We start from the raw sequence: 26,560 nt of genomic DNA on the forward strand, positions 1-26,560 counted from the left end.
TCAGAACCCGAGCTTGTCGTAGCTGCTCGCGTTCTCCTTGGTGATCGTCTCGGAGGCGAGGGTCATTTCCTTGGGCACCTGCAGCTCCGTCAGGTCGCCCAGGCCCCGACCCTGCGCGATGAGCCGCGCCAGCGAGATCGCCGAGGACGCCATCGACGGGTTGTAGGTCACCGTCGCCTTCAGCACCGAGTTATCGGCCTTGATCGCGTCGATCGCGAGCTTGGAGCCGGCACCGCCAACCATGAAGAACTCCGACCGGTTGGCCTGCTTGATGGCCGCGAGCACACCGATGCCCTGGTCGTCGTCGTGGTTCCAGATTGCGTCGATCTTCGGCAACGCCTGGAGGAGCTGGGCCGCCTCGCGCTGGCCGCTGTCCGGGGTGAACTCGGCCGAACGACGGTTGGTGACCTTGAACCCGTACGTCGCCAGGGCCGCCTTGAAGCCCTCGCTGCGCTCGACGGTCAGCGGGATCTCCAGACCGGCGATCTCACCGATGACCGGGTTGGTGACGCCCTTGTCCTTGAGCTGCTTGCCGATGAAGTGCCCGGCCGAGACGCCCATGCCGTAGTTGTCACCCTTGATCACCAGCCGGGAGGCCAGCGCGTCGGGGAACGCCCGGTCGAGGTTGACGATCGGGATGCCGGCCTGCATGGCCTGGAGGGCAACGGCGTTGACCTCCTTGCCGTCGTGCGGCAGCACGACGATGATGTCCGGCTTCTGGGCGATCAGGGTGCCGAGCGTGGAGCGCTGGGCCTCCGAGTTCGACCCGCCGTCGACCTCCTTGAACTCCACGTCCGAGTACGCCGCGGCCTGGGCCTTGGCGTTGGCGTGGATGGCGCCCATCCAGCCGTGGTCGGCCGCCGGGGCGGAGAAGCCGATGACGACCTTCTTGCCCGGGGCGTTGTTGCCCTCGGCGTTGCCGGCGGCCTTGGTCTGGGTGCTGGCGGCCGGTGTCTCGTTGCTGGTGCAGGCGGTCAAGAGGGTGGCGGCGCCGACCGCGGCTCCACCGAAGAGCAACCGGCGGCGCGACAGGTCGCGACTGTGCTGGGTCATGAACGACCTCCTGGGAGCGTTTTTTAGGGATGAGGGTGTGCGAGGCCCGGCCACTGTCGAAGATCTCGACGTCGCCTGGACAACGGTGCGGTGCGTCAGGTTGCGGTGGTGACCCTGTTCCGCGCGAGGAGCCGAGTGACGGACTTGAACTGGAACTGCTGGATCAAGACGGCGGCGACGATGATGCCGCCCTTGACCATGTTCTGCGCCTCGATGGAGAGGCCGTTGATGGCGAAGAGGTTCGTGATCGTGGCGAAGATGATGACGCCCAGCAGCGAGCCGACGATCGTGCCGCGCCCCCCGCTCAGCAGCGTCCCGCCGATGATCGCCGCGGCGATCGCGTCCAGCTCGTACAGGTTGGCCATCGCCGCCTGCGCCGAGGTGGCCTGCGAGGTGAGCATGATGGCGGCGATGCCGCAGCACAGACCGGAGAGCGCGTAGAGCAGCATGGTGTGCCGGCGCACGTTGATGCCGGCCAGCCGGGCCGCCTCCGGGTTACCGCCCACGGCGACCGTCCGCCGGCCGAAGGTCGTCCGGTTGAGCAGGACCCACCCGGCCACCACCACCGCGCCGAGGATGTAGACGAGGATCGGGATGCCGATCACCTTGCGGGCCGCGATGTCGTTGATGAACGTGCTGCTCGACACCTGCGTCTGCTTGTTGGAGATCGACGCCGCCAGGCCGCGCGCGGCCACCAGCATCGCGAGGGTCGCGATGAAGGGCACCAACCTGCCGTACGAGATGAGGACGCCGTTGACCAGGCCGACGCAGATGCCGACCACGAGGGCCGCGAAGATCATGCCGCCGGCGCCGTAGCTCTGGGTGGCCACCGTGGTGCACCAGACCCCGGCCAGCGCGACGATCGCTCCGACCGACAGGTCGATGCCACCGCCGATGATCACGAAGGTCATGCCGACCGTGACCACGCCGACGACCGAGGCGAGCTGGAGGATCGCCAGCACGTTGTTCCAGACCCAGGTGGGGTCGCCGTACAGCTCGGGCTTGGTGACCGCACCGACCACGATGAGCGCGGCCAGCACGCCGATCAGACCGAGGTTGCGCTTCGCGCCGTCGCCGCCGTCGCCCCGCCACCAGGAGAGCTTGCCGGTGGATGCGGCCTTGTCGCTGGTCACCGCCGTCTCCGCGGGGTCCACCGGCGGCGACTGCGCCGGAAGCTGTGGGCGTTCCGGTGTCGCGGTGGGTGTGGGAGTCGCGTCGCTCATGCCGGTGCGCCTTCCATCAAGGACCCCGCCATCACGAGGTCAAGCACAGTGTTCTCGTCGAGTTCGCCGGCCGCGGCTTCGCGGACGACCCGGCCCTCCCGCATCACCAGCACCCGGTCGGCGAGGCCCAGCACCTCGGGTACCTCGCTGGAGACCAGCAGCACGCCGACGCCCTGCGCGGCCAGTGATCGGATGACCTGGTACAGCTCGGCCCGGGCGCCCACGTCCACGCCCCGGGTCGGCTCGTCGAGGAGCAGCAGCTTGGTGCCGCCGAGCAACCATCGGCCGACCACCACCTTCTGCTGGTTGCCGCCGGACAGGGTGCGTACCGGCCGGTCGACGTCCCGGGGCCGCAGTTCCAGGGTCTCGGCGATCCGGTCCGCCTCGGCGCGTTCCGCCGCCGCGTTGGTGAAGCCGAGCCGCGCGTACCGGCCGAAGGTGGCGAGTGTGACGTTGCGGTAAATCGGCTCGCCGAGCAGCAGCGCCTGGCTCTTGCGTTCCTCCGGGGCCATGCCCATGCCGGCCCGCACCGCCGCACCGACGCCGGGGCGCAGCACCTTGCCGTCCATCCGCACCGTGCCAGCCTCCGCCAGCCGGGCGCCGTAGATCGTCTCCAGCAGCTCGGACCGGCCGGAGCCGACCAGGCCGGCGATGCCGACGATCTCCCCGGCCCGCACGTTCAGCGAGACGTCGGCGAACTCGCCGGTGCGGGTCAACCCGTCCACCTGGAGCAGGTCGGCGCCGGCGGTGTCGTCGGCCGGCCGGTCCGGGAAGACGTACTCGATGGTCCGGCCGGTCATCCGGCTGACCAGGTCGCGGGTCGGGGTGTCGCGTGCCGGCAGGTTCGCCGCCGTGGTCCGGCCGTCCTTGAGTACGGTGACCCGGTCGCCGATCTCGCGGATCTCCTCCAGACGGTGGGAGATGTAGATGACGGCGATGCCCTGCGCGGCCAGCTCGCGGATGATCCGGAACAGGTTGCCGACCTCGTCGTGCGCCAGCACCGCGCTCGGCTCGTCCATGATGATCAGTCGCGCCTCGTGCGACAGCGCCCGGGCCATGCTGACGATCTGCTTGCCGGCCGCCGGCAGGGAGCGGACCATCCGCCCGGGCGGGATCTCGCCGTGACCCAGCCGGCTGAGGATCTGCCGGGTGTGCCGGGCCATCCGGCCGCGCCGGACGAAGCCGAGGCTGCGGTACTCGTGCCCGAGGAACGCGTTCTCCGCGACCGAGAGGTCTTCGACGAGGTCGAGTTCCTGGTAGATGGTGGCGATGCCGGCCTTCATGGCGGCCTGCGGGTTGGCGAAGGTGACCGGTTCGCCGCGCCACTGGACGAGCCCGGAATCCGGTTGGTGCACTCCGGCCAGCACCTTGATGAGGGTGGACTTGCCGGCGCCGTTCTGCCCCAGCAGGCAGTGCACCTCTCCGGCGCGTACCTCGAGCTGCACACCGTCAAGGGCGCGTACGCCGGGGAAGGTCTTGACCACGTCGGTGAGGCGCAGGACCACCTCGCCCGCGACGGTGTCGGGCGGAGCTTCGACCAGCGGCGCGTCGGCGTCGGCCGACCCGGTGGTGGCGGTCTCGTCGGACAGGGCCACGGTCTCCTCCTCGCTCATGATGCTTCCCCGAAGGCGACGTCGCTGGCGAGCACGGCCGCGCCGGCGACGCCGGCCCGACCACCCAGCTCGGACAGCACGACGGGCAGGTTGCCGGTGGCCAGCGGCAGCGACCGGCGGTAGACCACGCTGCGGATCTCGGCGAGCAGGATGTGCCCGAGTTGGGCCAGCCCACCGCCGATCACGATCATCGACGGGTTGGTGAAGCTCACCAGACCGGCGAGGACTCCGCCGACCCGTCGCCCGCCGTCGCGGATCAGCTGGATACAGGTCACGTCGCCCTCGACCGCGCCCTCGGCGACGTCCAGAGCGGTCACCACGCCGCGCAGGCCCAGCCGCTCGGCCAGTGCCGGCGACGCCCCGCTGCGGGCGGCGGCGGTCGCCTCCTTGGCCAGCGCGGCACCACTGAACAGCGCCTCCAGACATCCGACGTTCCCGCACGAGCACATCGGCCCGTGCGAGTCGACCTGGATGTGGCCGATGTCCCCGGCGCAGCCGTCGGTGCCGCGGTAGACGTCGCCGGTCAGGTAGATGCCGCAGCCGATACCGGTGCCGATCTTCACGAAGAGGAAGTCGTCCACCGAGTGGGCGACCCCGCCGTGCCGCTCACCGATCGCCATGATGTTGACGTCGTTGTCGACCACCGCCGGGCAGCCGTGCTCCCGGCTGAGCAGCTCGCGGACCGGAAACCGATCCCAGCCCGGCATGATCGGCGGCGAGACCGGGACACCGTCGCGGAAGCTGACCGGGCCGGGCACCCCGATGCCGACCGCGTCCAACCGCTCGTACGCGCCGTCGACCCGGGCCTTGTGCAGCAGCTCGTTGACCCGTTGCAGGGTCACTTTCGGTCCATTGCGGATGTCGGCCGGCTCGGCGTAGTGGGCCACCGGTTCGAGCCGACCGTTGACGACCTCGACGTCCATCGAGCTGGCGCCCAGGTCGACGGCCGCGAAGCGCAGTTTCGGGTTCAGCTCGACCAGGGTGGAGCGACGCCCGCCCCGGGAGGCGGCGAGCCCGGCCTCGGCGACGTAACCCAGGGCGACCAGCCGGTCCAGCTCGGCCAACAGGCGCGGGCGGGGCATCTGGAGGCGGTCGCCCAGCTCGGCGCGGGACACGGCTCCCTCGTCGCGGAGCAACCGCAACAGTCGGACGTGCAGGGGCTCGACGGTCCGCACCGGGGAGTTCACCTCTTCATCGAACTCGTTCACATCGACGCAACGCCGAGGTGTTGTGTCCGACACAGTAGGAGCGTTCCGCACCGCCTGTCCAGAGCTTCGACCGTTCCGGTGGCAACTTTTGTCCGTAAGAGCAAAAGCTAATAGTGGATCAAGAAAAGGGCCTGCGGAAACGAACCGGGGGGCGGGAGCGCCTCGCGCTCCCGCCCCCCGGGCGGTGATGGACGTCACACATCTGGTCGAGGCGTGCTGGGACGATGCCGGGCCGTGGGCCGCCCGCAAGCAGGTGCAGAACCAGGTCGGGGCGCTGCGGCTGCGGGAGCGGCCGCTGTGCGATCAGGTCAGCGCTTGGCAGCCGAATTCCGCTTCTTCCTGAGCTTGCGGTCGTCGCGCAGTTCGAGGTACGGCTCGTCGTCGACGGCGTGGCCGGCCGAGATGGCCCGGCCGCGCTCCAACTCCGCGTCGAACTCGGCGCCCAACAGGATCGCGATGTTGCTCAGCCAGAGCCAGACCAAAAAGATGATCACGCCGGCCAGCGCACCGTACGTCTTGTTGTACGAGCCGAAGTTGCTCACGTAGAAGGCGAAGAGACCGGAGATCACCAGCCAGATCACCACGGCGAGCACCCCACCCGGGCTGACCCAGCGGAACCCGCCGTGCCGGGCGTTCGGCGAGGCCCAGTAGAGGATCGCGAACATCAGGCTGACCAGGAGCAGCAGCACCGGCCACTTGGCGACGTCCCAGACCGTGACGGCCGTCGAGCCGAGGCCGACCACGTCCCCGACCACCTCGGCGAGCCGGCCGGTGAAGACCACGATCACCGCGCAGGCCAGCAGGAGCACGCCGATCACCGCCGTCACGCCGACCCGGATCGGCAGCGTCTTCCAGATCGGCCGGCCCTCCGGCACGTCGTAGATCGTGTTCGAGGCGCGCATGAACGCGGCGACGTAGCCCGACGCGGACCAGAACGCCGCCAGCAGACCGATGATCGCCGCGACGCTGGCCAGGCCTCCGCTGTCCCGCGCCTGGTTGATCGCATCCTCGATGATCTTCTGGATGCTCTCGTTGGGCACCGCCTGGTTGACCGTTTCCTTGACGCCCTCGGTGGCGCTGGTGCCCAGCAGGCCGAGGATGGAGATCAGCACCAGCACGCCCGGGAAGATGGACAGCACCCCGTAGTAGGTCAGCGCCGCCGCCCAGTCGGTCAGGCTGTCGTCCTGGAACTCGGTGACCGTGCGGCGCAGCGCAGCCTTCCAGCCGCTGCCGGGCAGATCGGTGGGGCTGTCCGGCCCAGCGTCGGGCCCGACCGGCCCGCTGCGCTCACGGTGGGCGGACGTCTCGTCGGAGGCCATCGCCCCTCCTCTTCGTCGGCGGTGTCGCCCCCAGGACATGCCCCGCGAACAGCGGCTGATAACCCCTACGGGTAGAGCAACCTGCCCATCCGGCGCGACGCCACCAGCAGGCCGACCGCCAGCATCGCCAGCAGGTAGAGCACGTCGAGCAGCCAGAGCCAACCCCCGGTGCCCAGCGCGACGCCACGGATCAGGTGCACGGCCCGGTACAGCGGGGTGACCTCGACCAGCCAGTGCAGCAGGGTCGGGTACGCCTGCGCCGGCACGAAGGTGCCGGAGAAGAGGAACAGGGTGAACTGCGCGGACGCCACCAGGTCGAAATCCTGCCAGCTGCGCATGAAGGTGGAGATCGCCATGCCGAGCGCCCCGAACGCGAACCCGACCAGCACCGCGGCGGGCAGCGCGGTGAGCGCGTGGACGACGCTGGTCAGATCCAACGCGACCATCACCCCGAGGAACGCGGCCGAGTAGGCGCTGCCTCGCAACATCGCCCAACTCAGCTCACCGAGGGCGATCTCGAACGGCCGTACGGGGGTGGCGATCATCCCGTCGTACAGCTTCATGTACTTCATCTTGCCGAAGAAGTTGAATGTGGTCTCGGCAAGCGCCCCGGTCATCGCGGAGGCGGCCAGCATCGCCGGAGCGACGAACGCGGCGTACGACACCAGCCGCCCGTCGGGCAGCGGCAGGTCACCGACCAGCGACCCGACGCCCACGCCGATGGAGAGCAGGTAGAGCAGCGGCTCCACGAAGCCGGAGAGCAGCAGCAGCCAGTAGACCGACTTCAGCGCGGCGAGATTGCGCTCGATGACCGACCCCGACCGCCGGGACGCGGCGGAGACGTCGACCAGCCGGGGCAGGACCAGCGTGACCACGAGATCTCCCTAGACGACGAGCTTGCGGCGGAAGGCGCGCAGCGCCAGCAGCCAACCGACGGCCGCCCACGCAGCCAGGTAGAGCAGGTGCCCGCCGATCGACCACTGCGGGGCGACACCGAGCGTCGCCGCACGACAGAGGTCGACGGCGTGCCACAGCGGAGTCGCGTACGCCAGCCAGCGCAGCGCCTCCGGCAACGACTCGACCGGGAAGAACACGCCGGCGAACAGCGTCATCGGGATGACCGCGAACCGGAACAGCATCGCCAGCCAACTGTCGCTGGACACCATCGCGGCGTACGCGAACGTCGGCGTGGCCCCGGCCAGCCCGAGCAGCGCCACCACCGGCAGGGTGGCCACCGCCCACGGCGACCGCAACGCCCCGAACAACCCGGTGACCAGCAGGAAGGCCGCGATCGTCGTGAGCACCCGGAACAGCACGAAGGCCAGGTGCCCGGCCAGGATGTCGCCCACCCGTAGCGGCGACGCCGTCTGCGCGAAGTAGATCTTGACCCACTGGAAGTTGCTGAACACCGGCCACGTCGAGTCGCCCACGGTCACCTGGAGCGCCGTCGAGGCGATCAGCCCGGGGACCAGCCAGTCGAGGTAGCGCACCCCGTCGACGCCCTGGTCGATGTACGCGCCGACGCCCAGCCCGAAGCCGAGCACGGTCAGCACCGGCAGCAGGAACGACGAGAACACCCCCGCCCGCCAGGTGCGACGAAGATTCACCAGGTAGTGCTCGAACACCGCGTACGCCGGCACCCAGGGCAACCGCGTCCGCTGCGCCACACTCACCATGACCACCCCCCGTCCCCGACCTTCCTACCCCCGGGGTACGACAGGCCGCCGGTCACCCTACGGCGACCCCGTCGACGTGTCGCCCGGGTTTCCGCCGGGTCGCGCGCCACGCCCACGGCCTGCCGGCGGCCTGCCGGCGCGATGATCCACTACAGATCGGCGATGTGGCGCCATCCCGTCGCCCGGACACCGCCGTATCGCCGATCCGGAGTCGATCACATCGCCCGGACAGCGTCGGACCCGACGAACGTGCCCCACGCGTCGGGCGTGAAGACGAGCACCGGGCCAGCCGGATCCTTCGAGTCACGAACGGCCACCAGCCCCGGAAGGTTGTCGGCCACCTCCACGCAGTTACCGCCATCCGGGCCGCTGCGGGTGCTCTTGCGCCACCGGGCGCCGGTCAGCTCCATGTCTCCGCCACTTCCTGCGCTCCCGTCGGATGACTGCTGCTGCGGTAGTGCCTCATGGCAGATCAACTCGGGTTCCTGGAAACCGGGGTATCCCGGTCCCGCGGACACCCCGGTTTTCAGGAAGCCGAGTTGACCTTGGGACTGGGCAGGCCCAGGCGGTCGGACCGCGCGACCGCCGAGGGATTTACCGGGCCGGGGACCTACCGGACACCGGCACCGAGCCCGACGAACGCGCGCCACGCCTCGGGCTCGAAGACGAGCACCGGGCCAGCCGGATCCTTCGAGTCACGAACGGCCACCACCCCCGACAGATTCTCCGCAACCTCCACACAGTTGCCGCCGCTGCCGTTGCTGCGACTGCTCTTGCGCCACCGGGCGCCGGTCAGCTCCATGTCTCCGCCATTTCCACGATCAGTTCGAGGGACTGCTGCTGCGATAGTGCCTCACCCCGGATCGACTCCCACACCTCGACCATCTGCCGCACGTACTCGGCGCGGTCGATGACCTGCCCGTGGCGCTGCCCGTCCAGGTAGACCACATCTTCACCGGTCGCGGTGGTGGCGATCACGAAGGGGCCATCGAGCCCAGCGTAAGCACCGGCGGACAGCGGCACTACTTGGATTCTGACCCGGGGCAGGGCCGAGCCGAGCTTCGCCAGGTGCCGCAACTGCTCGCTCATCACCTCCGGCTCGCCGACGCTGCGGCGCAGCGCGTACTCGTCGACGACCACACTCAGCAGCGGTGGCCGGTCCCGGGTGAGCACGGCCTGCCGGTCGAGCCGGGCTGTCACCTGCTGCTCGACCTCATCCGCCGCGAAGAGCCCGGCACCGGCCAGGATGGCGCGGGCGTAGCCCTCGGTCTGCAACAAGCCCGGCAGGTAGAGCGGCTCGAACGAGCGCAGTGCGGTGGTCTCCTGCTCGATGCCCGCCCAGTCACGGAACCACGGCACCACGGCCTCGCGGCTGATCCGCCGCTGGATGCGCTCGAAGCGCCCGTCGGCAGTGAACACGGCGTCGCACCGGCGCGCGAAGTCCAGACTCGGCCGGCGCTCGGAGGTCTCCACCTTGGCGACCAGTGCCCCGGAGTAGCTCAGCGCCTCCGCCAGCGTCGCCTGGGACATGCCACTGGCTGCCCGGGCCAGCCGTAGCTCCTCCGCGAAATGCTCCAGCATGGACGAACTCTCCACGGACACCCTCCGTACATCCTCGTACCGTGCCGGGCCGATCACCGTACGCGCTGGTCGTCGGCGCGCGGAACCTCCCACGGTAGTCGCGTCCTCAGCAGACTGTCACGCAGCGGGACCGCTCACGGGATCGGACGGCGGGCGGAACCAGGCCGGGGGCGCCCCGTGACCCCCGATCCGGGGCGCTCCCATCCATCGAGCACGCCGGTCCACGAGAAAGGGAGGCTCCGATGCCCCGCTACCGCTCGCACGTGGCGGCGCGACCGTCGTGGCGCTGCCGGGTCTGCGGTGCCGCGTGGCCCTGCTCCCCGGCTCGCCTGGCACTGCTCGGCGAGTACCGCGAGAACCGGACCGGCCTGCTCATCTACCTCGCGACGCTGCTCGACGAGGCGACCGGAGACCTCCCCGGCACCGACCAACTACGCGACCGCTTCCTCACCTGGGCAAGAGCCCGATGAACGACACCTAGAGCAGATCTTGGACAGTTTCCGTTAACAGCTAACGGAAACTGTCCAAGATCTGCGAAGCGAGCGGCGGCACGGGCTCAGTCGACCAGGGTGCGGCCGGTCAGGTGCAGGAAGACGTCCTCCAGGCCGCTGCGCCGCACCAGGACGTTGGCCGGGTTGAGCCCCAGCGCGCCGACCTCGGCGACCGCCGCGTCGCCGTCGGGCACGTAGAGCAGGACCCGGTCGGGCAGCACCTCGACCCGCTCCCCCACACCGTCGAGCTTGCCGGCGAACGGCTCCTGCGACTCGGCCGCGAAGCGCAGCTCGACCACCTCGCGGGTGGAGTGCTCCTCGATCAGCGCCCGGGGTGAGCCCTCGGCGACGATCCGCCCGCCGTCCATCACCACCAGCCGGTCGCAGAGCTGCTCGGCCTCATCCATGTAGTGCGTGGTGAGCACCAGCGTCACGCCCTGCTGCTTGAGCCGGAACAGTCGCTCCCACACCAGGTGCCGCGCCTGCGGGTCGAGCCCGGTGGTCGGCTCGTCGAGCAGCACGATCTCCGGGTCGTTGACCAGGGCGCGGGCGATGGTCAACCGGCGCTTCATCCCACCGGAGAGCGGCTCGACCTTGCTGTCGGCCCGCTCGGTGAGCTGGACGAAGTCGAGCAGCTCGGCGGCCCGTTCCCGGGCGACCCGGCGCGAGATGCCGAAGTAGCGGGCGTACACCGTGAGGTTTTCCCGGACGCTCAGCTCCGGGTCGAGATTGTCCATCTGCGGGCACACGCCGAGCCGGGCCCGGATCGCCGGCCCGTCGCGGACCGGATCCAGGTCGAGGATGCGCAGCTCACCGCCGCTCGGCGGGGAGATGCAGCCGACCATTCGCATGGTGGAGGACTTGCCGGCGCCGTTGGGCCCGAGGAAACCGAACGCCTCACCCGAGCGCACCTCGACGTCGATGCCGTCGACGGCGGTGAAGTCACCGAACCGCTTCACCAGCCCACGAGCCTGAATCAGTGGTCGCCCCGAAGTCACCGCCCGACCCTAGCGGCCGGATCCGACAGCTTTCCACGGAAATTCGGGCCCAGCGTGCAGATCCGGCATGCGAAAGGCCGCGGCACGGGCCGTGAACACCCCGAGGAGACACGAACACTCTTCGCTGCCCCACCCGCCAGCCAATCGACGTGTATCGTCCGATTGTGTCGCCCATCCGTTCGCCCGACGGTTCGTCGCCACCCTCACGACCAGCCAACTCTCCCGTCAGTGAGCCCGGCCCGGCCGAGAACGGGTCGCCACCTCGCCCCAGAGCGCCCCACGCCAGCTCAGCCGACACCAGCACGCCCGAAGGCACCGATTCGGCCGAGCGGCTCGGCGATGATGCTCGGGCCGTTGACGAGCGCGCCACCCGGGAGCTGGCCGCCCAGTTCGAGGACGAGAAGCCGGGCCGGGTGCTGTCCGGGCCGGCCGGCCTACTCTTCACCGCAGCGGCGCTGGCGGTCGGCCTTCTCGCCCTGTGGCAGGTCTTCCGCCCTCTGGCGCAGGGCAGCAAATACTATTTGATCATCTTCCTGGCGGGCATGCTGCCGCCGGTCTTCCTGGTCCACCCGGCGGGCCTGCGAATGCCGGCCTGGCGGCGGCGCAGAAGCGACAGCGACAGCGACGGCAGCGCTCTGGCGCGGCCCACCGCCGTGGACTGGGCACTGGCCGTCCTGGCGGTGGCCGCCTGCCTCTACCCCGTCCTACCGATCCCCCTGGGTACGGGTGGCGGCGGTTACAACGCCTTCCTCGACCGGCAGGGTCTGCTGGCACCCCCGGATCTGGTGCTGGGCACCATCCTGCTGCTCCTGCTGCTCGAAGCCTGCCGGCGCACCACCGGGTGGATCCTGCCCGCGGTCTGCCTGCTGTTCCTCGGCTACGGCTACTACGGCGGGTTGCTGCCGCAGTCCTGGCCGGTAGCCCACGCCGGGCTCGACTTCAGCCAACTGGTCGACGCGTTCTACAACTCCGACAGCGGCTTCTACGGCACCCCGCTGGACGTGGCGGCCTCGTACATCGTGCTGTTCACCATCTACGGCGCGGTTCTGGAACTGTCCGGGGCGGGGCGGTTCTTCGTCGAACTGTCGGCGGCGGCGTTCCGCCGCTCGCGCACCGCCGCCGGGCGTACGGCGGTGGCCTCCGGCTTCCTGCTCGGCACCGTCTCCGGGTCCGGGGCCGCCACGACGGTGAGCATCGGGGCGGTCACCTGGCCGCTGCTGCGCCGTGCCGGCTACCCGGCCGAGCGCGCGGGCGGAATGCTGGCCGCCGCCGGTGTGGGCGCGATTCTCTCCCCGCCCACCCTGGGCGCGGCGGCGTTCATCATCGCCGAGTATCTGGGCGTCTCGTACCTGCAGGTGCTGAGCTGGGCAACCGTGCCGACCGTGCTCTACTACCTCGGCATCCTGCTCTCCGTGGAGATCGACGCCCGCCGCTCCGGCGTACGCCCGGTGGTGATCGACGTCGGCTCTCCGTGGCGCCTGCTGGCCCGGTTCGGCTACCACTTCGCCTCGCTGATCGCCATCGTCGTGTTCCTCGCCGTCGGCATGTCCGCGACGAGGGCGGTCGTCTTCGCCACCCTCCTGGCCGCCGCGCTCTCCTTCCTGGACCGTACGCACCGGCTCACGCCACCCCGGCTGATGACCGCGCTCGTCACCGGGGTGCGCGGCGCGCTCGCCGTGACCGCCGTCTGCGCCGCCGCCGGCATCATCACGGCGACCACCACCAAGACCGGCCTCGGGCCGCAGGCGGCGGCGCTGCTGGTCGGCGGGGCCAAGGCGGCCACCTCCAACCCGACTGTCGTGCTGGCGCTCACCGCGCTGCTCGCTGCCGTCGCACTGAGCCTGCTGGGCCTGGCCGTGCCGGTCACCGCCTCGTTCGTGATCGGTTGGGTGATCGTCGGCCCGGCCCTGCTCGACCTGGGTGTGACAGCGCCCGCCGCGGCGATGTTCGTCTTCTACTTCGCGGTCCTGTCCGAGGTGTCCCCGCCCACCGCGCTCGCGGCAGTGGCCGCCGCCGCCGTCACCGGCGGCCGGTTGGTGCCGACCATGTGGCAGACCCTGCGCTACGCCCTGCCGGCCTACCTGATCCCGATCGCGTTCGTGATCACGCCGGCCGGCCTCGGTCTGCTGGGCATCGGCGGCGTCCTGCGGATCGCCTTCGCCGCCGTGGTGACGGCGCTCAGCGTGTCCGTGCTGGCCGTCGCCGCCGGTGGCTGGCTGCCCGGCGTGGGTCCCGCCGGCGCCCCGGAACGCGTGCTCGGCGCCATCGCCGGCGTCACCCTGCTCTGGCTCGAACCCGTGCCGGTCGCGGTCGGCGTGGCGCTGGCCGCCATCGCCGCAGCGGGAGTGCTCGTCCGACGCGGATCCACGGGCCGACCGCGAACACCAACAGAGGAGAAACTGTGCGACGAATCGACGTACGACTCGCGGCGGGCCTGAGCGTGCTCGCCCTCGTCACGACCGCGGGCTGCGGTGGCCAGCAGGGCAGCGCCGCCGAGGACGACACGTCCAGCGCGGTCACCTGCGAGGTGGCCCGGGAGACCCGGGTCGGCATCGCCACCGGTAACGCGACAGGCGTCTACTACCCGATCGGCAACGCCCTGGCCGGGCAGTTGTCCGGGTCGACCGGCGGCAAGCTCACCGGCACCGCCGCCGAGACCGGCGCCTCGGTCCAGAACGTCGAGCAGTTGGTCGGCGGCCAGTACGACGTGGCGTTCTCGCTGTTCGACACGGCGGTCAACGCGGTCGAGGGCAAGGGCAGCTTCTCCGCGCCGCAGCCGGTGCAGGCGTTGGCCCGCCTCTACGACAACTACACCCAGGTGGTGGTCCGTAAGGACTCGGGAATCACCTCGGTGGCCGGCATGCGCGGCAAGCGGATCTCCACGGGCTCCCCGAAGTCCGGCACCGAGGTGATGGCGAACCGGCTGCTGGAGGCCGCCGGACTCGACCCGGCCAAGGACGTTCGGGCCCAGCGGCTCGACCTGACCAAGACGGTCGAGGGAATGAAGGACGGCAGCATCGACGGCTTCTTCTGGTCCGGCGGTCTGCCCACCGGCGGCCTGACCGACCTGTTCACCACCGCCGGCGACACCGTGCGGTTCGTCGACATCGCGGCCCTGCTGCCGAAGCTGACCGCGCTGAGCCCCGGCTACCAGGCCGGCACGATCGGTCGGGACGTGTACCGGACGGCGACCGACACCCCGACCATCGTCGTACCCAACGTGCTGCTGGTCCGCGCGGATCTGGACGCCAACGTCGCCTGCGCGATCACCCGGACGGTGTTCGACAAGCGCGACGTCCTGGCCCAGGCCAACCCGGCGGCCAAGGGGATCTCGCTGGAGAAGGCCCGCAGGACCCTGCCGGTGCCGCTGCACCGCGGCGCCGAGAAGGCGCTGAACGACCTCGGCGCGAAGTGACGGCCGGTCAGCCGTCGGCCGGCGCGGTGGCGGCGCGGGCCGCGGCGACCAGCCGGTCGGTCTCGGCGAGCAGGGCCGCGTCGTCCGCCGGTGTGCCGGGATCGAGACGGACCGTCCAGGTCAGACCGTCCACGCCGGCCACCCGCCGGGCCGCGACCCGGGCCGCGCCGCCGGGCACCGGCTGGTGTTCGGTGTACGCGACGGAGCGCGTCACCCGTGCCCGCACCTGGTGCGGCAGCTCACCCGGGTCGAGCAGCAGGTACGTCTCAGCCGGCCCGTCGGCGACCACGGTGTAGCCGTCGCGCTCGACGACCGTCTCGGCGGGCGTGACGGTCAGCTCCCGACCGGACCAGACCGCCTTGAGCACGTCGTGCCAGCCGATGCGGTGCCCCCGGCCGGGCAGCCACAGCCCGAGGTTGCTGGCCACGACGACCCCGTCGCCCTCGCCGTTGCCCGCCGCCGACCAGGCGAGCACCCGCTCGTCGGCGGCCAACGGTGGCCGGTCGGCCGGCGGCAGCTTCGGCTTGCGGCTGAACAGTCCCATCTAGAGCCCTCCCGCGGCCTGCTCGCGCAACGCCCGGGCATGCTGCTCCAGCGACAGCAGTTCGCCGAAGGCGGCGAAGTACTCGTCCTTGTTGGTGACCGGGTTGATCCGCTGGATGCGCGACTTGAGGTCGCGGATGCGGGCCGTCACCGACCCGAACTGCACCCGGGCCATGGTGATCGACACGTAGCGTGGGTCCGCTTCACCGTCGATCCGCAGCGGCTCGACGGCCAACTCGCCGACCAGCGCCGCCGAGGCCAGGTCGTCACAGGCGTCACGGACCTTCTCGATCCAGACGGCGCCGCCGGTCGCCGACGCGGCCCCACCGGCCGCCGCGACAGCAGCCCGCACGGCGACGTGCACCGGGTTGCGGTATTCCGTCGCCTCGACCGCGTCGAACATCGGCCCGGCCAGCACCGGCTGTTGCAGGGCGAGCTTCAACGCCTCGCGCTCGACCATCGACTGTGGGCTGTCCACCGCCGGTTCGGGGCGGGACGGGGCGGATCGCGGGGCGGGTGCGGCGTCCCGGCCGCCGGGCGGCGGGGTGTTGGCGGCGGCGAGCACCGCCCGCTGCACCGGCTCGATCTCCATGCCGAGGTCCATGGCGAGCTTGCGGACGTACTCCGGGCGCTTTTCCCGGTCTTTCAGCTGCGCGACCAGCGGCGCGGCCCGGCGCATCGCCTCGACCCGGCCGTCGACGGTGTCCAGGTCGAAGCGGCTGATCTCGTGGCGCAGCGCGAAGTCGACCAGGGGCTCGCGCCGAGCGACCAGGTCGCGAACCGCCAGGTCGCCCTTGGCCAACCGCAGGTCGCACGGGTCCATGTTGTCGGGGCTGACCGCGATGAAGGTCCGGCCCACGAAGCGCTGGTCGTCGGAGAAGGCACGCAGCGCCGCCTTCTGCCCGGCGGCGTCCCCGTCGAAGGTGAAGATGATCTCGCCGGCCACCGAGTCGGTGTCCAGCAGGAGCCGGCGCAGCACCCCGATGTGGTCCGCGCCGAACGCGGTGCCGCAGGTCGCCACCGCAGTCGTCACCCCGGCCAGGTGGCAGGCCATCACGTCGGTGTAACCCTCGACGATCACCGCCCGGCCCTGCTTGGCGATCTCCCGCTTGGCCTGGTCGATGCCGTAGAGCACGTGCGACTTCTTGTAGATCGGCGTCTCGGGGGTGTTCAGGTACTTCGGGCCGTCGTCGTCGTCGAAGAGCTTGCGCGCGCCGAAGCCGATCACGTCGCCGGCGAGGTCCCGGATCGGCCACAGCAGCCGGCGTCGGAACCTGTCGATCAGCGTGCCCGAGCGGGACTCCCGGGACAGCCCGGCGGTGACCAGCTCCTGATGGGTGAAGCCCTGCTGGCGCAGGTGCTTGGTGAGCAGGTCCCAGCCATCCGGCGCGAACCCGCACCCGTAGCGCTCGGCGGCGGCCCGGTCGAAGCCCCGTTTGGCCAGGAACTCCCGGGCCGGCCGCGCCCCGGCGGTGCTGAGCTGCGCCCGGTAGAAATCGACCGCGGCGGCGTGCGCGGCGACCAGGCGCTGCCGTTGGCCCTGCTGCGGGCGGGGACGCGGGGTGCTCCGGTCGTCCTCGACGTAGCGCAGCTGGATGCCGGCACGCCCGGCCAGCCGCTCGACCGACTCGACGAAGCTGAGGTGCTCCGCGTCCATCAGGAACTTGATCGCGTCGCCGCCGGCCCCGCAGCCGAAGCAGTACCAGACGTTGCGGGCCGGCGAGACGTTGAACGACGGGCTCTTCTCGTCGTGGAACGGGCACAGGCCCTTGAGGTTGCCGCCGCCAGCGGACTTCAGGGTGACCGTCTCGGAGATCACATCCCCGATCGAGGTGCGTTCCCGGACCAGTGCGATGTCCTCGTCCCGGATCCGCCCAGCCATGCGCCACCCCCTCGGCGTACATCCTGCCCTGCCGGGCCGAGGACACGCCGGCCGGGGGACACCGGTGTGGCGGGGGCCGCCGTCGGGCTCACCCGTTCCGGCCCGGCCGCCGGGACCGCGCGGGGACCATGACCAGATGCGCAGGGTACGCGGTGACGGCGCTCGCCGGCGGGGCCGGATCCTCGGGCGGCTGGGGCTGCGTGGCGTGGCGCCCGCCCAGGACGAGGCAGGCCACCGGCACGCCACCTGGCTCGAACTCTTCCTCGACCTCATCTTCGTGTACGCGCTGGCGGCCGTCGTACGTCGGCTCGGCGACGACCCGACCCCGGCGCCGACGGCCGTGCTGGCCGTGATCGGGCTGTTTCTGGTGGTCCAGTGGTGCTGGCTGGGGCAGGTCTTCTACGACAACCGGTTCGACCCGGACGACGCGCCGCACCGGCTGCTGGTGCTGGTCGCCCTGGTCGGCGCCGGCGCGATGACGCTCGGCGTCGACGAGGTGCCGGAGAGCGTGCTGCTTCCGGTGGGATACCTGGTCGTGCGGGGTGTGCTGCTCCTGCTGTATCTGCGGGCCCGGCCGACCAGCCCGATGGCCCGGACGGTGACCACGATCTACCTGCTCGGCTTCGGGACGGGCTGGCTCATCTGGCTGGCCTCGCTGGTCGCCCCCACCGGGTCGCGCCCGACGCTGTGGATCATCGCGATGGTCGTCGAGCTGGCCACCCCCTGGGTCGGCCGACGCTGGCTGAACGACTGGCCGGTGGACAACCGGCACCTGCCGGAACGCATCGGCCAGTTCACGATCATCGTGTTGGGCAGCGCGATGGCCAACCTGCTCTTCGCGGTGCCGGATCACCCCCCACCGCACATGATCCTGACGGCCGGGCTGGCCTTCCTCATACCGGCGGCCGTCTGGTGGGCGTACACCGCCTTCGTCACCACCCGGGTGCTGCAGAGCCGATTACGCGGCGGGCAGGCGTACGGCTACCTGCACTTTCCGCTCGGCGGTGCGTTGTTGCTGCTGGGCTGGGCCCTCGGCCAGGTGGTCCGACTGGTCGACGACAACGTGCGCCACCTGCCGCTCGAACTGCGACTGGTGCTGGCCGCCTCCGTGATCGTCTGGACGTTGTGTGGGCTGGCCCTGTCCTGGTTGTGGTGCCGGCCGAGCGCGGGCCGGCTGGCGATCACCGGGTACGGGATCGTCTCGGTCGGCGTGGTCACCACCTGGGTGCACGAACCGAAGCTGATGCTGCTGCTGCTCGCGGTGGCGATCGTCGGGTACGCCGTGCTGCTCAGCCGGGCCCTCGGCAAGCTCGACGAGGACCCGGCAGTCGGCGCCTGACGCTCAGGCCGCGGCCGGCTCCTCCGCGGCGACCTGCCGGTTCCAGTCCGCCTTGGTGGAGCGCCAGCCCTCGTCGTCCATGCCGCGCCGCCAGTAGCCGGAGATGGAGAGACGGTCGGCGGGCACGCCCCGCTCGCCGCGCAGCAGCCGGCGCAGCTCCCGGACGAACGTCGCCTCGCCGTGCACGAAGGCGTGCACGGAACCGGGCGGGAACTCCAGCTCCCGCACCGCCGCCACCAGGGCGTCGCCCACCGGGCGGTCACCCCGGTGCAGCCAGGTCAGCTCCACGGCACCGGGGCTGAGCAACTGCTGCTCCTCCGCCGGGTCGGCGATCTCGACGAGGACCCGGGCCGGAGCGCCCAACGGCAGCCGTTCCAGGGCGGCGGCGATCGCCGGCAGGGCGCTCTCGTCGCCGACCAGGAGGTGCCAGTTCGCGTCCGGGTCCGGCGCGTACGCCCCGCCGGGGCCGACGAAGTGCACCGGGTCACCCGGGCGCAGCGCCGCGGCCCACGGGCCGGCCAGCCCCTCGTCGCCGTGGTGCACCACGTCCACGGTCAGCTCCCCGGCCAGCGGGTCCCACCGCCGCACGGTGTACGCGCGCAGCCGGGGCCACTGCTCCCGGGGCAGGTCCCGGCGGATCGCGGCGAGGTCCAGCGGCTGCGGGTACGCGACGCCGGGCGCCGGAAAGACCAGCTTGATGTAGTGGTCGGTGAACTCGCCCACCGGCAGGCCGGTCAGCTCGTCCCCACCGAGGACGAGCCGGATCAGGTGCGGGGTGGGTCGCTCGGTGCGCAGCACCTGGACCGAGGTGACGTTCCTTGGGCGTTCCGTCATGCACTTAGGTTAGCCTAAGTTGCTGTGGTCGCCTCCGGCGGTGCGCCGCCGCCGACCAGACGGGTGTGCCAGCTCATCGCCGCCGGGTCGGTGAGCGAGGCGATCTGGTCGATCACCACGCGCAGCCGGGCGGCGTCGTCCGGCGCGGCCCGCCACAGCGGGGCGAACACCGGGTCGAGCCCGTCCGGGGCCCGTCCGACCAGCGCCGCCGCCAACTCGGCCAGCATCGTCCGCTGCCGCTCGTAGCGACCCCGGAAGCCGGTGCGCCGCATCACGTAGCGCAGGGCGATGCCCTTGAGCAGCGCGCACTGGGCCCGGACCCGTCTCGGCACCACCAGATCGGCGGCGTAGCGGCGGTGCGGCCCGGGGCCGTACCGCTCCTCGGTGGCCGCCACCGCCGCCGACACGAACCGACCGGTCAGGCCGCTCGTGGTGGCCTTCAGCGCGACCTGGGCGCGGTGGCTGCCGTCGTAGCCGACGAGGGGGGCGAGCAGCGGGTCAGCCAGCAGCTCGACCAGCACCTCGGCCAGGTCGGCCGGAGACTCCCCGGAGTAGGCGGCGGCCACGTCGGCGCAGAGCGCGGCCCGCTCGTCGGCGTCCGCGAGCAGCGGGCGCAGCGCGACGTACCCGCCGTGGATGCCGTCCTCCACGTCGTGCACCGAGTACGCGACATCGTCGGCCCAGTCCATCACCTGCGCCTCCAGGCAGCGCCGGTCGCCGGGCGCACCGGCCCGGATCCAGCCGAAGACCGCCGCGTCGTCGGCGTACACCCCGAACTTGCGCTGCCCGTCGCGGCGCGGCCAGGGGTACTTGCCGATCGCGTCGAGCGACGCCCGGGTGAGGTTCAGCCCGGCCGACGAACCGTCCGGGGCGAGCACCTTCGCCTCCAGCCGGGTCAGCACCCGCAGCGTCTGCGCGTTGCCCTCGAAGCCGCCGCAGGGCGCGGCGAGCAGGTCCAGCGCCGCCTCGCCGTTGTGCCCGAACGGCGGGTGCCCGAGGTCGTGGGCGAGCCCGGCGACGTCCACCACGTCCGGGTCGCACCCCAGCCGGGCGCCCATCTCCCGGGCGATCTGGGCCACCTCCAGCGAGTGGGTCAGCCGGGTCCGCAGGAAGTCGTCGGTGCCGGCGGTGTGCACCTGGGTCTTGGTGGCCAGCCGGCGAAACGCCGCGGAGTGCAGCACCCGGGCCCGGTCACGCTCGTACGGCGACCGGCGGTGGCCGGTGTCCTTGGGCGGCTCCTGGACCAGCCGGGCGTCCGCGGGGTTCACTTTTGGCGCAGAACGCAGAACTCGTTGCCCTCCGGGTCGGACAGGACCGTCCAGTCGACGTCACCCTGGCCGATGTCGACGTGCCGGGCGCCCATGTCGACCAGACGCTCGACCTCGGCCTCCTGGTCGGCCGGGCGGAGGTCGAGATGCAACCGGTTCTTGCGCTCCTTGCCGTCGGTCACCGGCACGAAGACCAGCCCGGGAAGGCGGTCGGCGGACTGGCGGATCTCCACCTCGTCCGGTCTCTCGGTGACGACCTGGTATCCGAGCGCCTCGGCCCACCAGCGGGCCAGTCGGGCCGGATCGCGGGCATCGATGGTCAGGTTCTCCCAGACGCTGGTCATACAACCACCTTTCCCGTCGACGGCGGACACAGTCGGCCGTGTGAGCGAGCCAAGGTTACGCCCGCCGATGCCGCTCGGCCTGCCCTCGACGCAGCACCGGCGCGCGCGCAACCGCCGATCGGTCCCCAGTTGTGGACCGATCGCCCTGGGTTACGGGCTCGCGGGCGGAAGTGGCCACCGGTAGCGTTCCCAGCGCGGAAAGTGACCAACCGACCGAGACGCGGAGCCGACCGCTAGGGAGACGCTCGTGGATGCAGACACGGTGGTGGGAACGGAACTGCTCGGGCTGCGTCGACGCCGGCCCGAGGTCGCCGGTGCCGTGCTGGCCGGCACCGACGGGCTGCTCATCTCCAGCGACCTGCCGAGCACCGACGCCACCCACCTCGCCGCGCTCGCCGCAGCCAGCTACGGGCTCGGTCACCGGGTCGCCGACACGGTCCGGCGGGGCGAGTTCCGCGAGTCGGTGGTGTGCACCACCGACGGCTGCGTGATCACCTACCCGGCCGGGCGCAGCGCCCTGCTGACACTGGTCACCGGGTCGGCGGCGAAGGATCTGGAGGGGCTGCACGAGGAGGCCCGGGTGGTGGCGCACCGGGCCGGCCGTGTGCTGGACACCCGGGGCGGCGGGATCGGCGCCACGGCGATGCCCGACGCGCACGCGCCGCTGGCCGTGCGTACCCCGATGGCGACCCTGCCGACGCAGCTGCGCCGCTCGGCCCGACCCACCTGGCGTCGCCCGCCGATCTGAGCGCCGACGACGGCCCGGCCCGCCGCCGATCTGGGCGCGCCAGCGACGGCCCGGTCCGCCGCCGATCTGGGCACGCTGGCGGCGGCCCGGTCGGCCGGGCCGCCGCCGGCGTCCGCGTCAGCGGCTGTCCGACCCGTCGGTCTCCACGGCTGCCCGGCCGGCCTCCAGGCGGGCCACCGGCACCCGGAACGGCGAGCAGGACACGTAGTCGAGACCGACCTCGTGGAAGAAGTGCACCGAGTCGGGGTCCCCGCCGTGCTCGCCGCAGATGCCGAGCTTCAGCCCGGGCCGGGCGGCCCGGCCCTCCTCGGCGGCGATCCGGATCAGTCGGCCGACCCCGTCCCGGTCGATCGACTCGAACGGCGAGATGCCGAAGATGCCCAGTTCCAGGTAGCGCCAGAAGAACGCGCCCTCGACGTCGTCCCGGGAGAAGCCCCAGGCCATCTGGGTGAGGTCGTTGGTGCCGAAGGAGAAGAACTCCGCGGCCTCGGCGATCTGCCCGGCGGTCAGCGCCGCCCGGGGCACCTCGATCATGGTGCCGATCAGCACCTCGACCCCGCTGTCACCGACCACCTCGGCGATGATCTTCTCGGCCTCGGCGCGTACCGTCTCCAGCTCCTGCACGGCTCCGACGAGCGGCACCATGATCTCCGGCTTGGCCACCCGGCCCTCCCGGGCGCAGGTCACCGCCGCCTCCGCGATGGCCCGGACCTGCATCGCGAACAGGCCGGGGATGACCAGGCCGAGGCGGACGCCGCGCAGCCCGAGCATCGGGTTCTCCTCGTGCATCCGCCGGACGGCGGCGAGCAACGCCTCCTCCTTGGCCACGTCCTCGCCGCGTTCCTGCGCGACCGCGACGTTGACGGCGAGCTGCTCCAACGGCGGCAGGAACTCGTGCAGCGGCGGGTCGATCAGCCGGACGGTGACCGGCAGCCCGTCCATCTCGTGGAAGATCTGCACGAAGTCGGCCCGCTGCAACGGCAGAAGCGCCTCCAGCGCGGCCTCCCGCTCGTCCGCGGCGCGCGCCAGGATCAGCCGCTCGACCAGCTCCCGCCGGTCGCCGAGGAACATGTGCTCGGTGCGGCACAGCCCGATGCCCTCGGCGCCGAAGCGCCGGGCACGGGCGGCGTCCGCGCCGGTGTCGGCGTTCGTGCGGACCGCCAGCCGCCGCCTGCCGTCGGCGTGCGTCATGATCCGGTGTACGGCCCGGACGAGCGCGTTGTCGATGTGCTCGGGGTCGAGGCTGCCCTCGAAGTACTGCACGACCTCCGACGGCATGACCGGCACCTCACCGAGGTACACCTTGCCGGTGGTGCCGTCGATGGAGACGACGTCGCCCTCGTTGACGGTCCGCCCGGCCACGGTGAAGCGCTTCGCCGGCACGTTCACGTCGATCGCGTCGGCGCCGGAGACGCAGGTCTTGCCCATTCCCCGGGCCACCACGGCGGCGTGGCTGGTCTTGCCGCCGCGCGAGGTGAGAATGCCCTTGGCGGCGATCATGCCGTTCAGGTCGTCCGGGTTGGTCTCCCGGCGGACCAGGATCACCGACTTGCCCTCGGCGGCCAGCTCGACGGCCCGCGCGGAGGTGAAGACCACCGTGCCGGACGCCGCGCCCGGTGAGGCGCCGATGCCCGTGGCGACCGCCTCGAACTCGTGGTCAAGCTGGAAGCGGGGGAACATCAGCTGGGCGAGCTGTGCGCCGTTGACCCGGTGCAGCGCCTCGTCCAGGTCGATCAGGCCCTCGTCGATGAGCTGCCCGGCGATGACGAACGCGGCGGCGGCCGTGCGCTTGCCGACCCGGGTCTGCAACATCCACAGCTTGCCGCGCTCGATGGTGAACTCGATGTCGCACAGATCCCGGTAGTGCTCCTCCAGCCGGGCCATGAACGAGAGCAGTTCGTCGTAGGACTTCTTGTCGAGCTGCTCCAACTCCTGCAACGGCACGGTGTTGCGGATGCCGGCGACCACATCCTCGCCCTGCGCGTTGGCCAGGTAGTCGCCGTAGATGCCCTGCGCGCCGCTGCCCGGGTCGCGGGTGAAGGCGACGCCGGTGCCCGAGTCGGGGCCGAGGTTGCCGAAGACCATGGTCACCACGTTGACCGCGGTGCCGAGATCGGCCGGGATGCGCTCCTGGCGGCGGTAGAGCACCGCGCGCTCGGCGTTCCACGACTCGAAGACCGCCCGGATGGCCAGGTCGAGCTGTTCCCGCGGCTGCTGCGGGAACTCCCGGCCGGTGTGCTTGGCGAAGATCTTCTTGTACGCGTCGACCAGCCCGCGCAGGTCGTCCGCGTCCAGGTCCAGGTCGTTGTGCGTACCCTTGGCGCTCTTGGCCTCGTCGAGGGCGTGCTCGAACTCCTCGCCCGGCACCTCGCAGACGGTCTTGCCGAACATCTGGATCAGCCGGCGGTAGGAGTCCCAGGCGAACCTGTCGTTGCCCCCCGCCTGCGCGGAGAGCCCGACCACGCTCTGGTCGTTGAGGCCGACGTTGAGGACGGTCTCCATCATGCCGGGCATGGAGAACTTGGCCCCGGAGCGGACGGACACCAGCAGCGGGTCCCCCGGGTCGCCGAGGCGCTTGCCCATCGCCCGTTCCAGCGCCTCCAGGTGCGCCTCGATCTGACCGGCGAGGCCGTCCGGCTCCCGCCCGGTCGCGAGGTACGCCTGGCAGGCCTCGGTCGTGATGGTGAAGCCGGGCGGGACGGGCAGACCGAGGTTGGTCATCTCGGCGAGGTTGGCCCCCTTGCCGCCGAGCAGGTCCTTGAGATCCTTGTTGCCCTCGGAGAAGTCGTAGACGTACTTGTGTTCGTCGGTCTCTTGCGCTGCCACCAGAGCCTCCCACGCGCGCCGGATTGACACTTAACGAAGGTTCAGGGCGAAGGTTAAGCGAAGATCGGGTGGCCTGGGACCGTTCGGTGACAATAGGCACAGCCATCACGACTATCCGCGTTCGTACCGGTTTTTGGGAACGCTTCCACGCGCACGATCACGCATCTCCGCCGGTCCTCGTATTCTTGACGGCACTGGTTCTGTCGAAACTCGCTTTTGCCATATCCGACGCGAATAACCCCTCCGGAGCCGTCGTCGTGTCATCCCTTCCGCTCTCCTCCCCCGCCCCCGAGCCGACCCCGACGGCCACCGTCGCCGACTCGGCCGCAGTGCCCGCGCACCAGCCGGAGGCCGGCGACCTGGCTGTGCTCGCCGCGCGGGCGGCCGGCGACGACCTGCTCGCCCCTGCGGTACGCCTCGACAGCGTCGTACCGGCACCGGAACGGGTCGAACCGGATCCCACCGCGTCCTTCGTGCTCACCGGGGACACGGCCATCCGGGTCAGCGCCCACCCGGGCGCCCGCGCGGTGGCGGACCACCTCGCCGAGCTGCTCCGACCGGCAACCGGGTTCCTCCTGCCGGTCGCCGACACCCGTGCGGTCGGGCCGACCGGCCCGCTGACGCTCACCCTGGCCGCCACGCCCGCCAGCCCGGCCCCCGCCGTCGAGCGCCCGACCACCGACCTCGGGGCGGAGGGCTACCGGCTCGACGTGACCACCACCGAGGTACGCCTCGTCGCCGACACCCCAACCGGTCTCTTCTACGGCGTACAGACGCTCCGGCAGCTGCTCCCCGCCGCCGTGGAGAACCCGACGCCGGTGACCACGCGCTGGTCGCTGCCCGGCGGCACGATCCTGGACCGCCCCCGCTTCCCCTACCGGGGCGCGATGCTCGACGTGGCGCGACACTTCTTCGCCGTCGAGGACGTCCTACGGGTGATCGACCACCTCGCCCGCTACAAGCTCAACCACCTGCACCTGCACCTCACCGACGACCAGGGGTGGCGCATCGCCGTCGACTCCTGGCCGAAGCTCGCCACCGTCGGCGGGGCGAGCGAGGTCGGCGGCGGCCCCGGCGGCCACTACACCAGGGCGGACTACCGGCGGATCGTCTCCCACGCGGCCGCCCGGCACGTCACGCTGGTCCCGGAGATCGACCTGCCCGGCCACACCAACGCGGCGCTCGTCGCCTACCCCCAGCTCGCACCGGACAAGGTCGCGCCGCCGCCGTACACCGGCACCGAGGTCGGCTTCAGCTACGTCGACCCGGCCGACGAGCAGACGTACGACTTCATCGCCGACGTGCTCGGCGAGGTGGCCGCCCTCACCCCCGGGCCGTGGCTGCACATCGGCGGCGACGAGGCGTTCAAGGTCAAGGGTGCGGTCTACACCGATTTCGTGGAGAGGGCGCAGCGGATCGTCGCCGACACCGGCAAAACCGTGGTGGGCTGGCACCAGCTCGCCCCGGCCGCACACCTCGACGGGCGGGTCCTGCAGTGGTGGGGCACCGACGCCGACGATCCCACCACGGCCGACGCGGTCCGGCGGGGCGCTCGGCTGATCCTCTCCCCCGGCAACCACGCCTACCTGGACATGAAGTACGCCGCGGACACCCCGATCGGGCACGACTGGGCCGGCCTCATCGACGTACGGCGGGCGTACGACTGGGATCCGGGCACGCACGTCGCCGGCGTGCCCACCGCGGCCGTCCTGGGCGTGGAGGCCCCGCTGTGGACCGAGTCGGTCACCTCGCTCGCCGACATCGAGTTCATGCTGTTTCCCCGGTTGCCCGCCATCGCCGAGCTGGGCTGGTCACCCCGGGCCGCGCACGACTGGGCCGGATTCCGCGAGCGCCTGGCCGGGCACGGGCCACGCTGGTCCACCGCCGGGATCACCTTCCACCGCGCCCCCGAGATCCCCTGGCCGGCGACGCCCACGGTCCCCCGGCAACACCGCGCACCCCAGAACGACCCGACAACCCCCTGAAGGCGCGGCACACCGCGAGGTCGCCGTCAGCGGCGTGCCGCCCCACCGACGGACACCGTGCACGCATGATCGTGCTCGATCCTGGATGTAGTGGCCTCGCCCGCGTGGCGAGGGCCCTGTTTCCAGGATCGAGCACGATCATCCGGTGGCGGTGGGGCCGCCTGGAGGTGATCCACTCGGGTTCGGTGATGTCGGGGTGTCCCGCGCGCCCGGA

Annotated in this window: 22 protein-coding genes and 1 pseudogene; 6 read left to right on the plus strand and 17 right to left on the minus strand. The window is 71.4% G+C overall.

Annotated elements, in window-relative coordinates; translation table 11 throughout:
* From ABZU46_RS02910 to ABZU46_RS02955, 10 genes are all read right to left on the minus strand, one after another.
* The gene (locus ABZU46_RS02910) at positions 1-1,053 is read right to left on the minus strand and encodes a substrate-binding domain-containing protein (RefSeq protein ID WP_354854604.1); all 1,053 of its coding nucleotides are present in this window, start codon (positions 1,051-1,053) and stop codon (positions 1-3) included.
* Between the two features lie 95 nt (positions 1,054-1,148).
* Positions 1,149-2,276 (minus strand): ABC transporter permease, encoded by a 1,128-nt coding sequence (locus tag ABZU46_RS02915; protein WP_354854606.1) that lies wholly within the window; start codon positions 2,274-2,276, stop codon positions 1,149-1,151.
* Positions 2,273-3,889 carry a sugar ABC transporter ATP-binding protein gene (locus ABZU46_RS02920; RefSeq protein ID WP_354854608.1) on the minus strand — a complete coding sequence of 539 codons (1,617 nt, stop codon included), beginning with the start codon at positions 3,887-3,889 and terminating at the stop codon, positions 2,273-2,275. Before ABZU46_RS02920 ends, ABZU46_RS02915 begins: the two co-directional genes overlap by 4 nt.
* Entirely contained in the window at positions 3,886-5,064 is a 1,179-nt protein-coding gene (locus ABZU46_RS02925; protein WP_354854610.1) for an ROK family protein, read from the minus strand. The genes ABZU46_RS02920 and ABZU46_RS02925 overlap by 4 nt, the downstream gene beginning before the upstream one ends.
* A gap of 341 nt (positions 5,065-5,405) precedes the next feature.
* Positions 5,406-6,416: a YihY/virulence factor BrkB family protein gene (locus tag ABZU46_RS02930; RefSeq protein ID WP_354854612.1), complete on the minus strand. Its 1,011-nt coding sequence runs from the start codon at positions 6,414-6,416 to the stop codon at positions 5,406-5,408.
* A gap of 65 nt (positions 6,417-6,481) precedes the next feature.
* Positions 6,482-7,291: an ABC transporter permease gene (locus ABZU46_RS02935; RefSeq protein WP_354854614.1), complete on the minus strand. Its 810-nt coding sequence runs from the start codon at positions 7,289-7,291 to the stop codon at positions 6,482-6,484.
* A 9-nt stretch (positions 7,292-7,300) separates the two neighbouring features.
* Positions 7,301-8,092 carry an ABC transporter permease gene (locus ABZU46_RS02940; RefSeq protein WP_354854807.1) on the minus strand — a complete coding sequence of 264 codons (792 nt, stop codon included), beginning with the start codon at positions 8,090-8,092 and terminating at the stop codon, positions 7,301-7,303.
* 215 nt (positions 8,093-8,307) lie between these two features.
* A complete protein-coding gene (locus ABZU46_RS02945) occupies positions 8,308-8,502 on the minus strand; it encodes a DUF397 domain-containing protein (protein WP_354854616.1) in 195 nt (64 codons plus the stop codon).
* A gap of 200 nt (positions 8,503-8,702) precedes the next feature.
* Positions 8,703-8,894: a DUF397 domain-containing protein gene (locus ABZU46_RS02950; protein ID WP_354854618.1), complete on the minus strand. Its 192-nt coding sequence runs from the start codon at positions 8,892-8,894 to the stop codon at positions 8,703-8,705.
* Positions 8,885-9,688, minus strand: a complete 804-nt coding sequence (locus ABZU46_RS02955; RefSeq protein WP_354854620.1) for a helix-turn-helix transcriptional regulator — start codon at positions 9,686-9,688, stop codon at positions 8,885-8,887. The genes ABZU46_RS02950 and ABZU46_RS02955 overlap by 10 nt, the downstream gene beginning before the upstream one ends.
* A gap of 227 nt (positions 9,689-9,915) precedes the next feature.
* Between ABZU46_RS02955 and ABZU46_RS02960 the strand changes: the two genes are divergently transcribed.
* Positions 9,916-10,143: a flavin reductase gene (locus ABZU46_RS02960; RefSeq protein ID WP_354854621.1), complete on the plus strand. Its 228-nt coding sequence runs from the start codon at positions 9,916-9,918 to the stop codon at positions 10,141-10,143.
* Positions 10,144-10,229: 86 nt separating this feature from the next.
* Here ABZU46_RS02960 and ABZU46_RS02965 read toward each other — a convergent pair whose 3' ends face one another.
* Positions 10,230-11,162 carry an ABC transporter ATP-binding protein gene (locus ABZU46_RS02965; protein WP_354854623.1) on the minus strand — a complete coding sequence of 311 codons (933 nt, stop codon included), beginning with the start codon at positions 11,160-11,162 and terminating at the stop codon, positions 10,230-10,232.
* 164 nt (positions 11,163-11,326) lie between these two features.
* On the opposite strand from ABZU46_RS02965, the gene ABZU46_RS02970 reads away from it, so the two are divergent.
* Positions 11,327-13,600: a TRAP transporter fused permease subunit gene (locus ABZU46_RS02970; protein ID WP_354854625.1), complete on the plus strand. Its 2,274-nt coding sequence runs from the start codon at positions 11,327-11,329 to the stop codon at positions 13,598-13,600.
* Positions 13,564-14,577, plus strand: coding sequence for a TAXI family TRAP transporter solute-binding subunit (locus ABZU46_RS02975; protein ID WP_354854627.1), 1,014 nt, complete (start codon positions 13,564-13,566; stop codon positions 14,575-14,577). The genes ABZU46_RS02970 and ABZU46_RS02975 overlap by 37 nt, the downstream gene beginning before the upstream one ends.
* A 7-nt stretch (positions 14,578-14,584) precedes the next feature.
* Here ABZU46_RS02975 and ABZU46_RS02980 read toward each other — a convergent pair whose 3' ends face one another.
* The gene (locus ABZU46_RS02980; RefSeq protein WP_354854629.1) at positions 14,585-15,121 is read right to left on the minus strand and encodes a hypothetical protein; all 537 of its coding nucleotides are present in this window, start codon (positions 15,119-15,121) and stop codon (positions 14,585-14,587) included.
* A pseudogene (gene dnaG / locus ABZU46_RS02985) lies at positions 15,122-17,024 on the minus strand (DNA primase).
* 114 nt (positions 17,025-17,138) lie between these two features.
* Here dnaG and ABZU46_RS02990 point away from each other — a divergent pair.
* Entirely contained in the window at positions 17,139-18,341 is a 1,203-nt protein-coding gene (locus tag ABZU46_RS02990; protein ID WP_354854631.1) for a low temperature requirement protein A, read from the plus strand.
* A gap of 3 nt (positions 18,342-18,344) precedes the next feature.
* Here ABZU46_RS02990 and ABZU46_RS02995 read toward each other — a convergent pair whose 3' ends face one another.
* The 3 genes from ABZU46_RS02995 to ABZU46_RS03005 are packed head-to-tail and all read right to left on the minus strand — an operon-like array spanning position 18,345 to position 20,787.
* Positions 18,345-19,175 (minus strand): siderophore-interacting protein, encoded by an 831-nt coding sequence (locus ABZU46_RS02995; RefSeq protein WP_354854633.1) that lies wholly within the window; start codon positions 19,173-19,175, stop codon positions 18,345-18,347.
* A 14-nt stretch (positions 19,176-19,189) separates the two neighbouring features.
* Positions 19,190-20,443: a deoxyguanosinetriphosphate triphosphohydrolase gene (locus ABZU46_RS03000; protein ID WP_354854635.1), complete on the minus strand. Its 1,254-nt coding sequence runs from the start codon at positions 20,441-20,443 to the stop codon at positions 19,190-19,192.
* Positions 20,440-20,787: a VOC family protein gene (locus tag ABZU46_RS03005; protein ID WP_354854637.1), complete on the minus strand. Its 348-nt coding sequence runs from the start codon at positions 20,785-20,787 to the stop codon at positions 20,440-20,442. Before ABZU46_RS03005 ends, ABZU46_RS03000 begins: the two co-directional genes overlap by 4 nt.
* Before the next feature lie 247 nt (positions 20,788-21,034).
* Here ABZU46_RS03005 and ABZU46_RS03010 point away from each other — a divergent pair, with 247 nt between their 5' ends.
* A complete protein-coding gene (locus ABZU46_RS03010) occupies positions 21,035-21,535 on the plus strand; it encodes a roadblock/LC7 domain-containing protein (RefSeq protein ID WP_354854639.1) in 501 nt (166 codons plus the stop codon).
* A 117-nt stretch (positions 21,536-21,652) separates the two neighbouring features.
* Here ABZU46_RS03010 and ppdK read toward each other — a convergent pair whose 3' ends face one another.
* Positions 21,653-24,361, minus strand: a complete 2,709-nt coding sequence (gene ppdK / locus ABZU46_RS03015; protein ID WP_354854641.1) for a pyruvate, phosphate dikinase — start codon at positions 24,359-24,361, stop codon at positions 21,653-21,655.
* Positions 24,362-24,618: 257 nt separating this feature from the next.
* Here ppdK and ABZU46_RS03020 point away from each other — a divergent pair, with 257 nt between their 5' ends.
* Positions 24,619-26,346 carry a beta-N-acetylhexosaminidase gene (locus tag ABZU46_RS03020; protein ID WP_354854643.1) on the plus strand — a complete coding sequence of 576 codons (1,728 nt, stop codon included), beginning with the start codon at positions 24,619-24,621 and terminating at the stop codon, positions 26,344-26,346.
* Positions 26,347-26,560: the final 214 nt, after the last annotated feature.

Origin of the sequence: Micromonospora sp. NPDC005197 (assembly GCF_040608295.1) — a bacterium.
In the GTDB taxonomy this organism is placed as follows: domain Bacteria; phylum Actinomycetota; class Actinomycetes; order Mycobacteriales; family Micromonosporaceae; genus Micromonospora.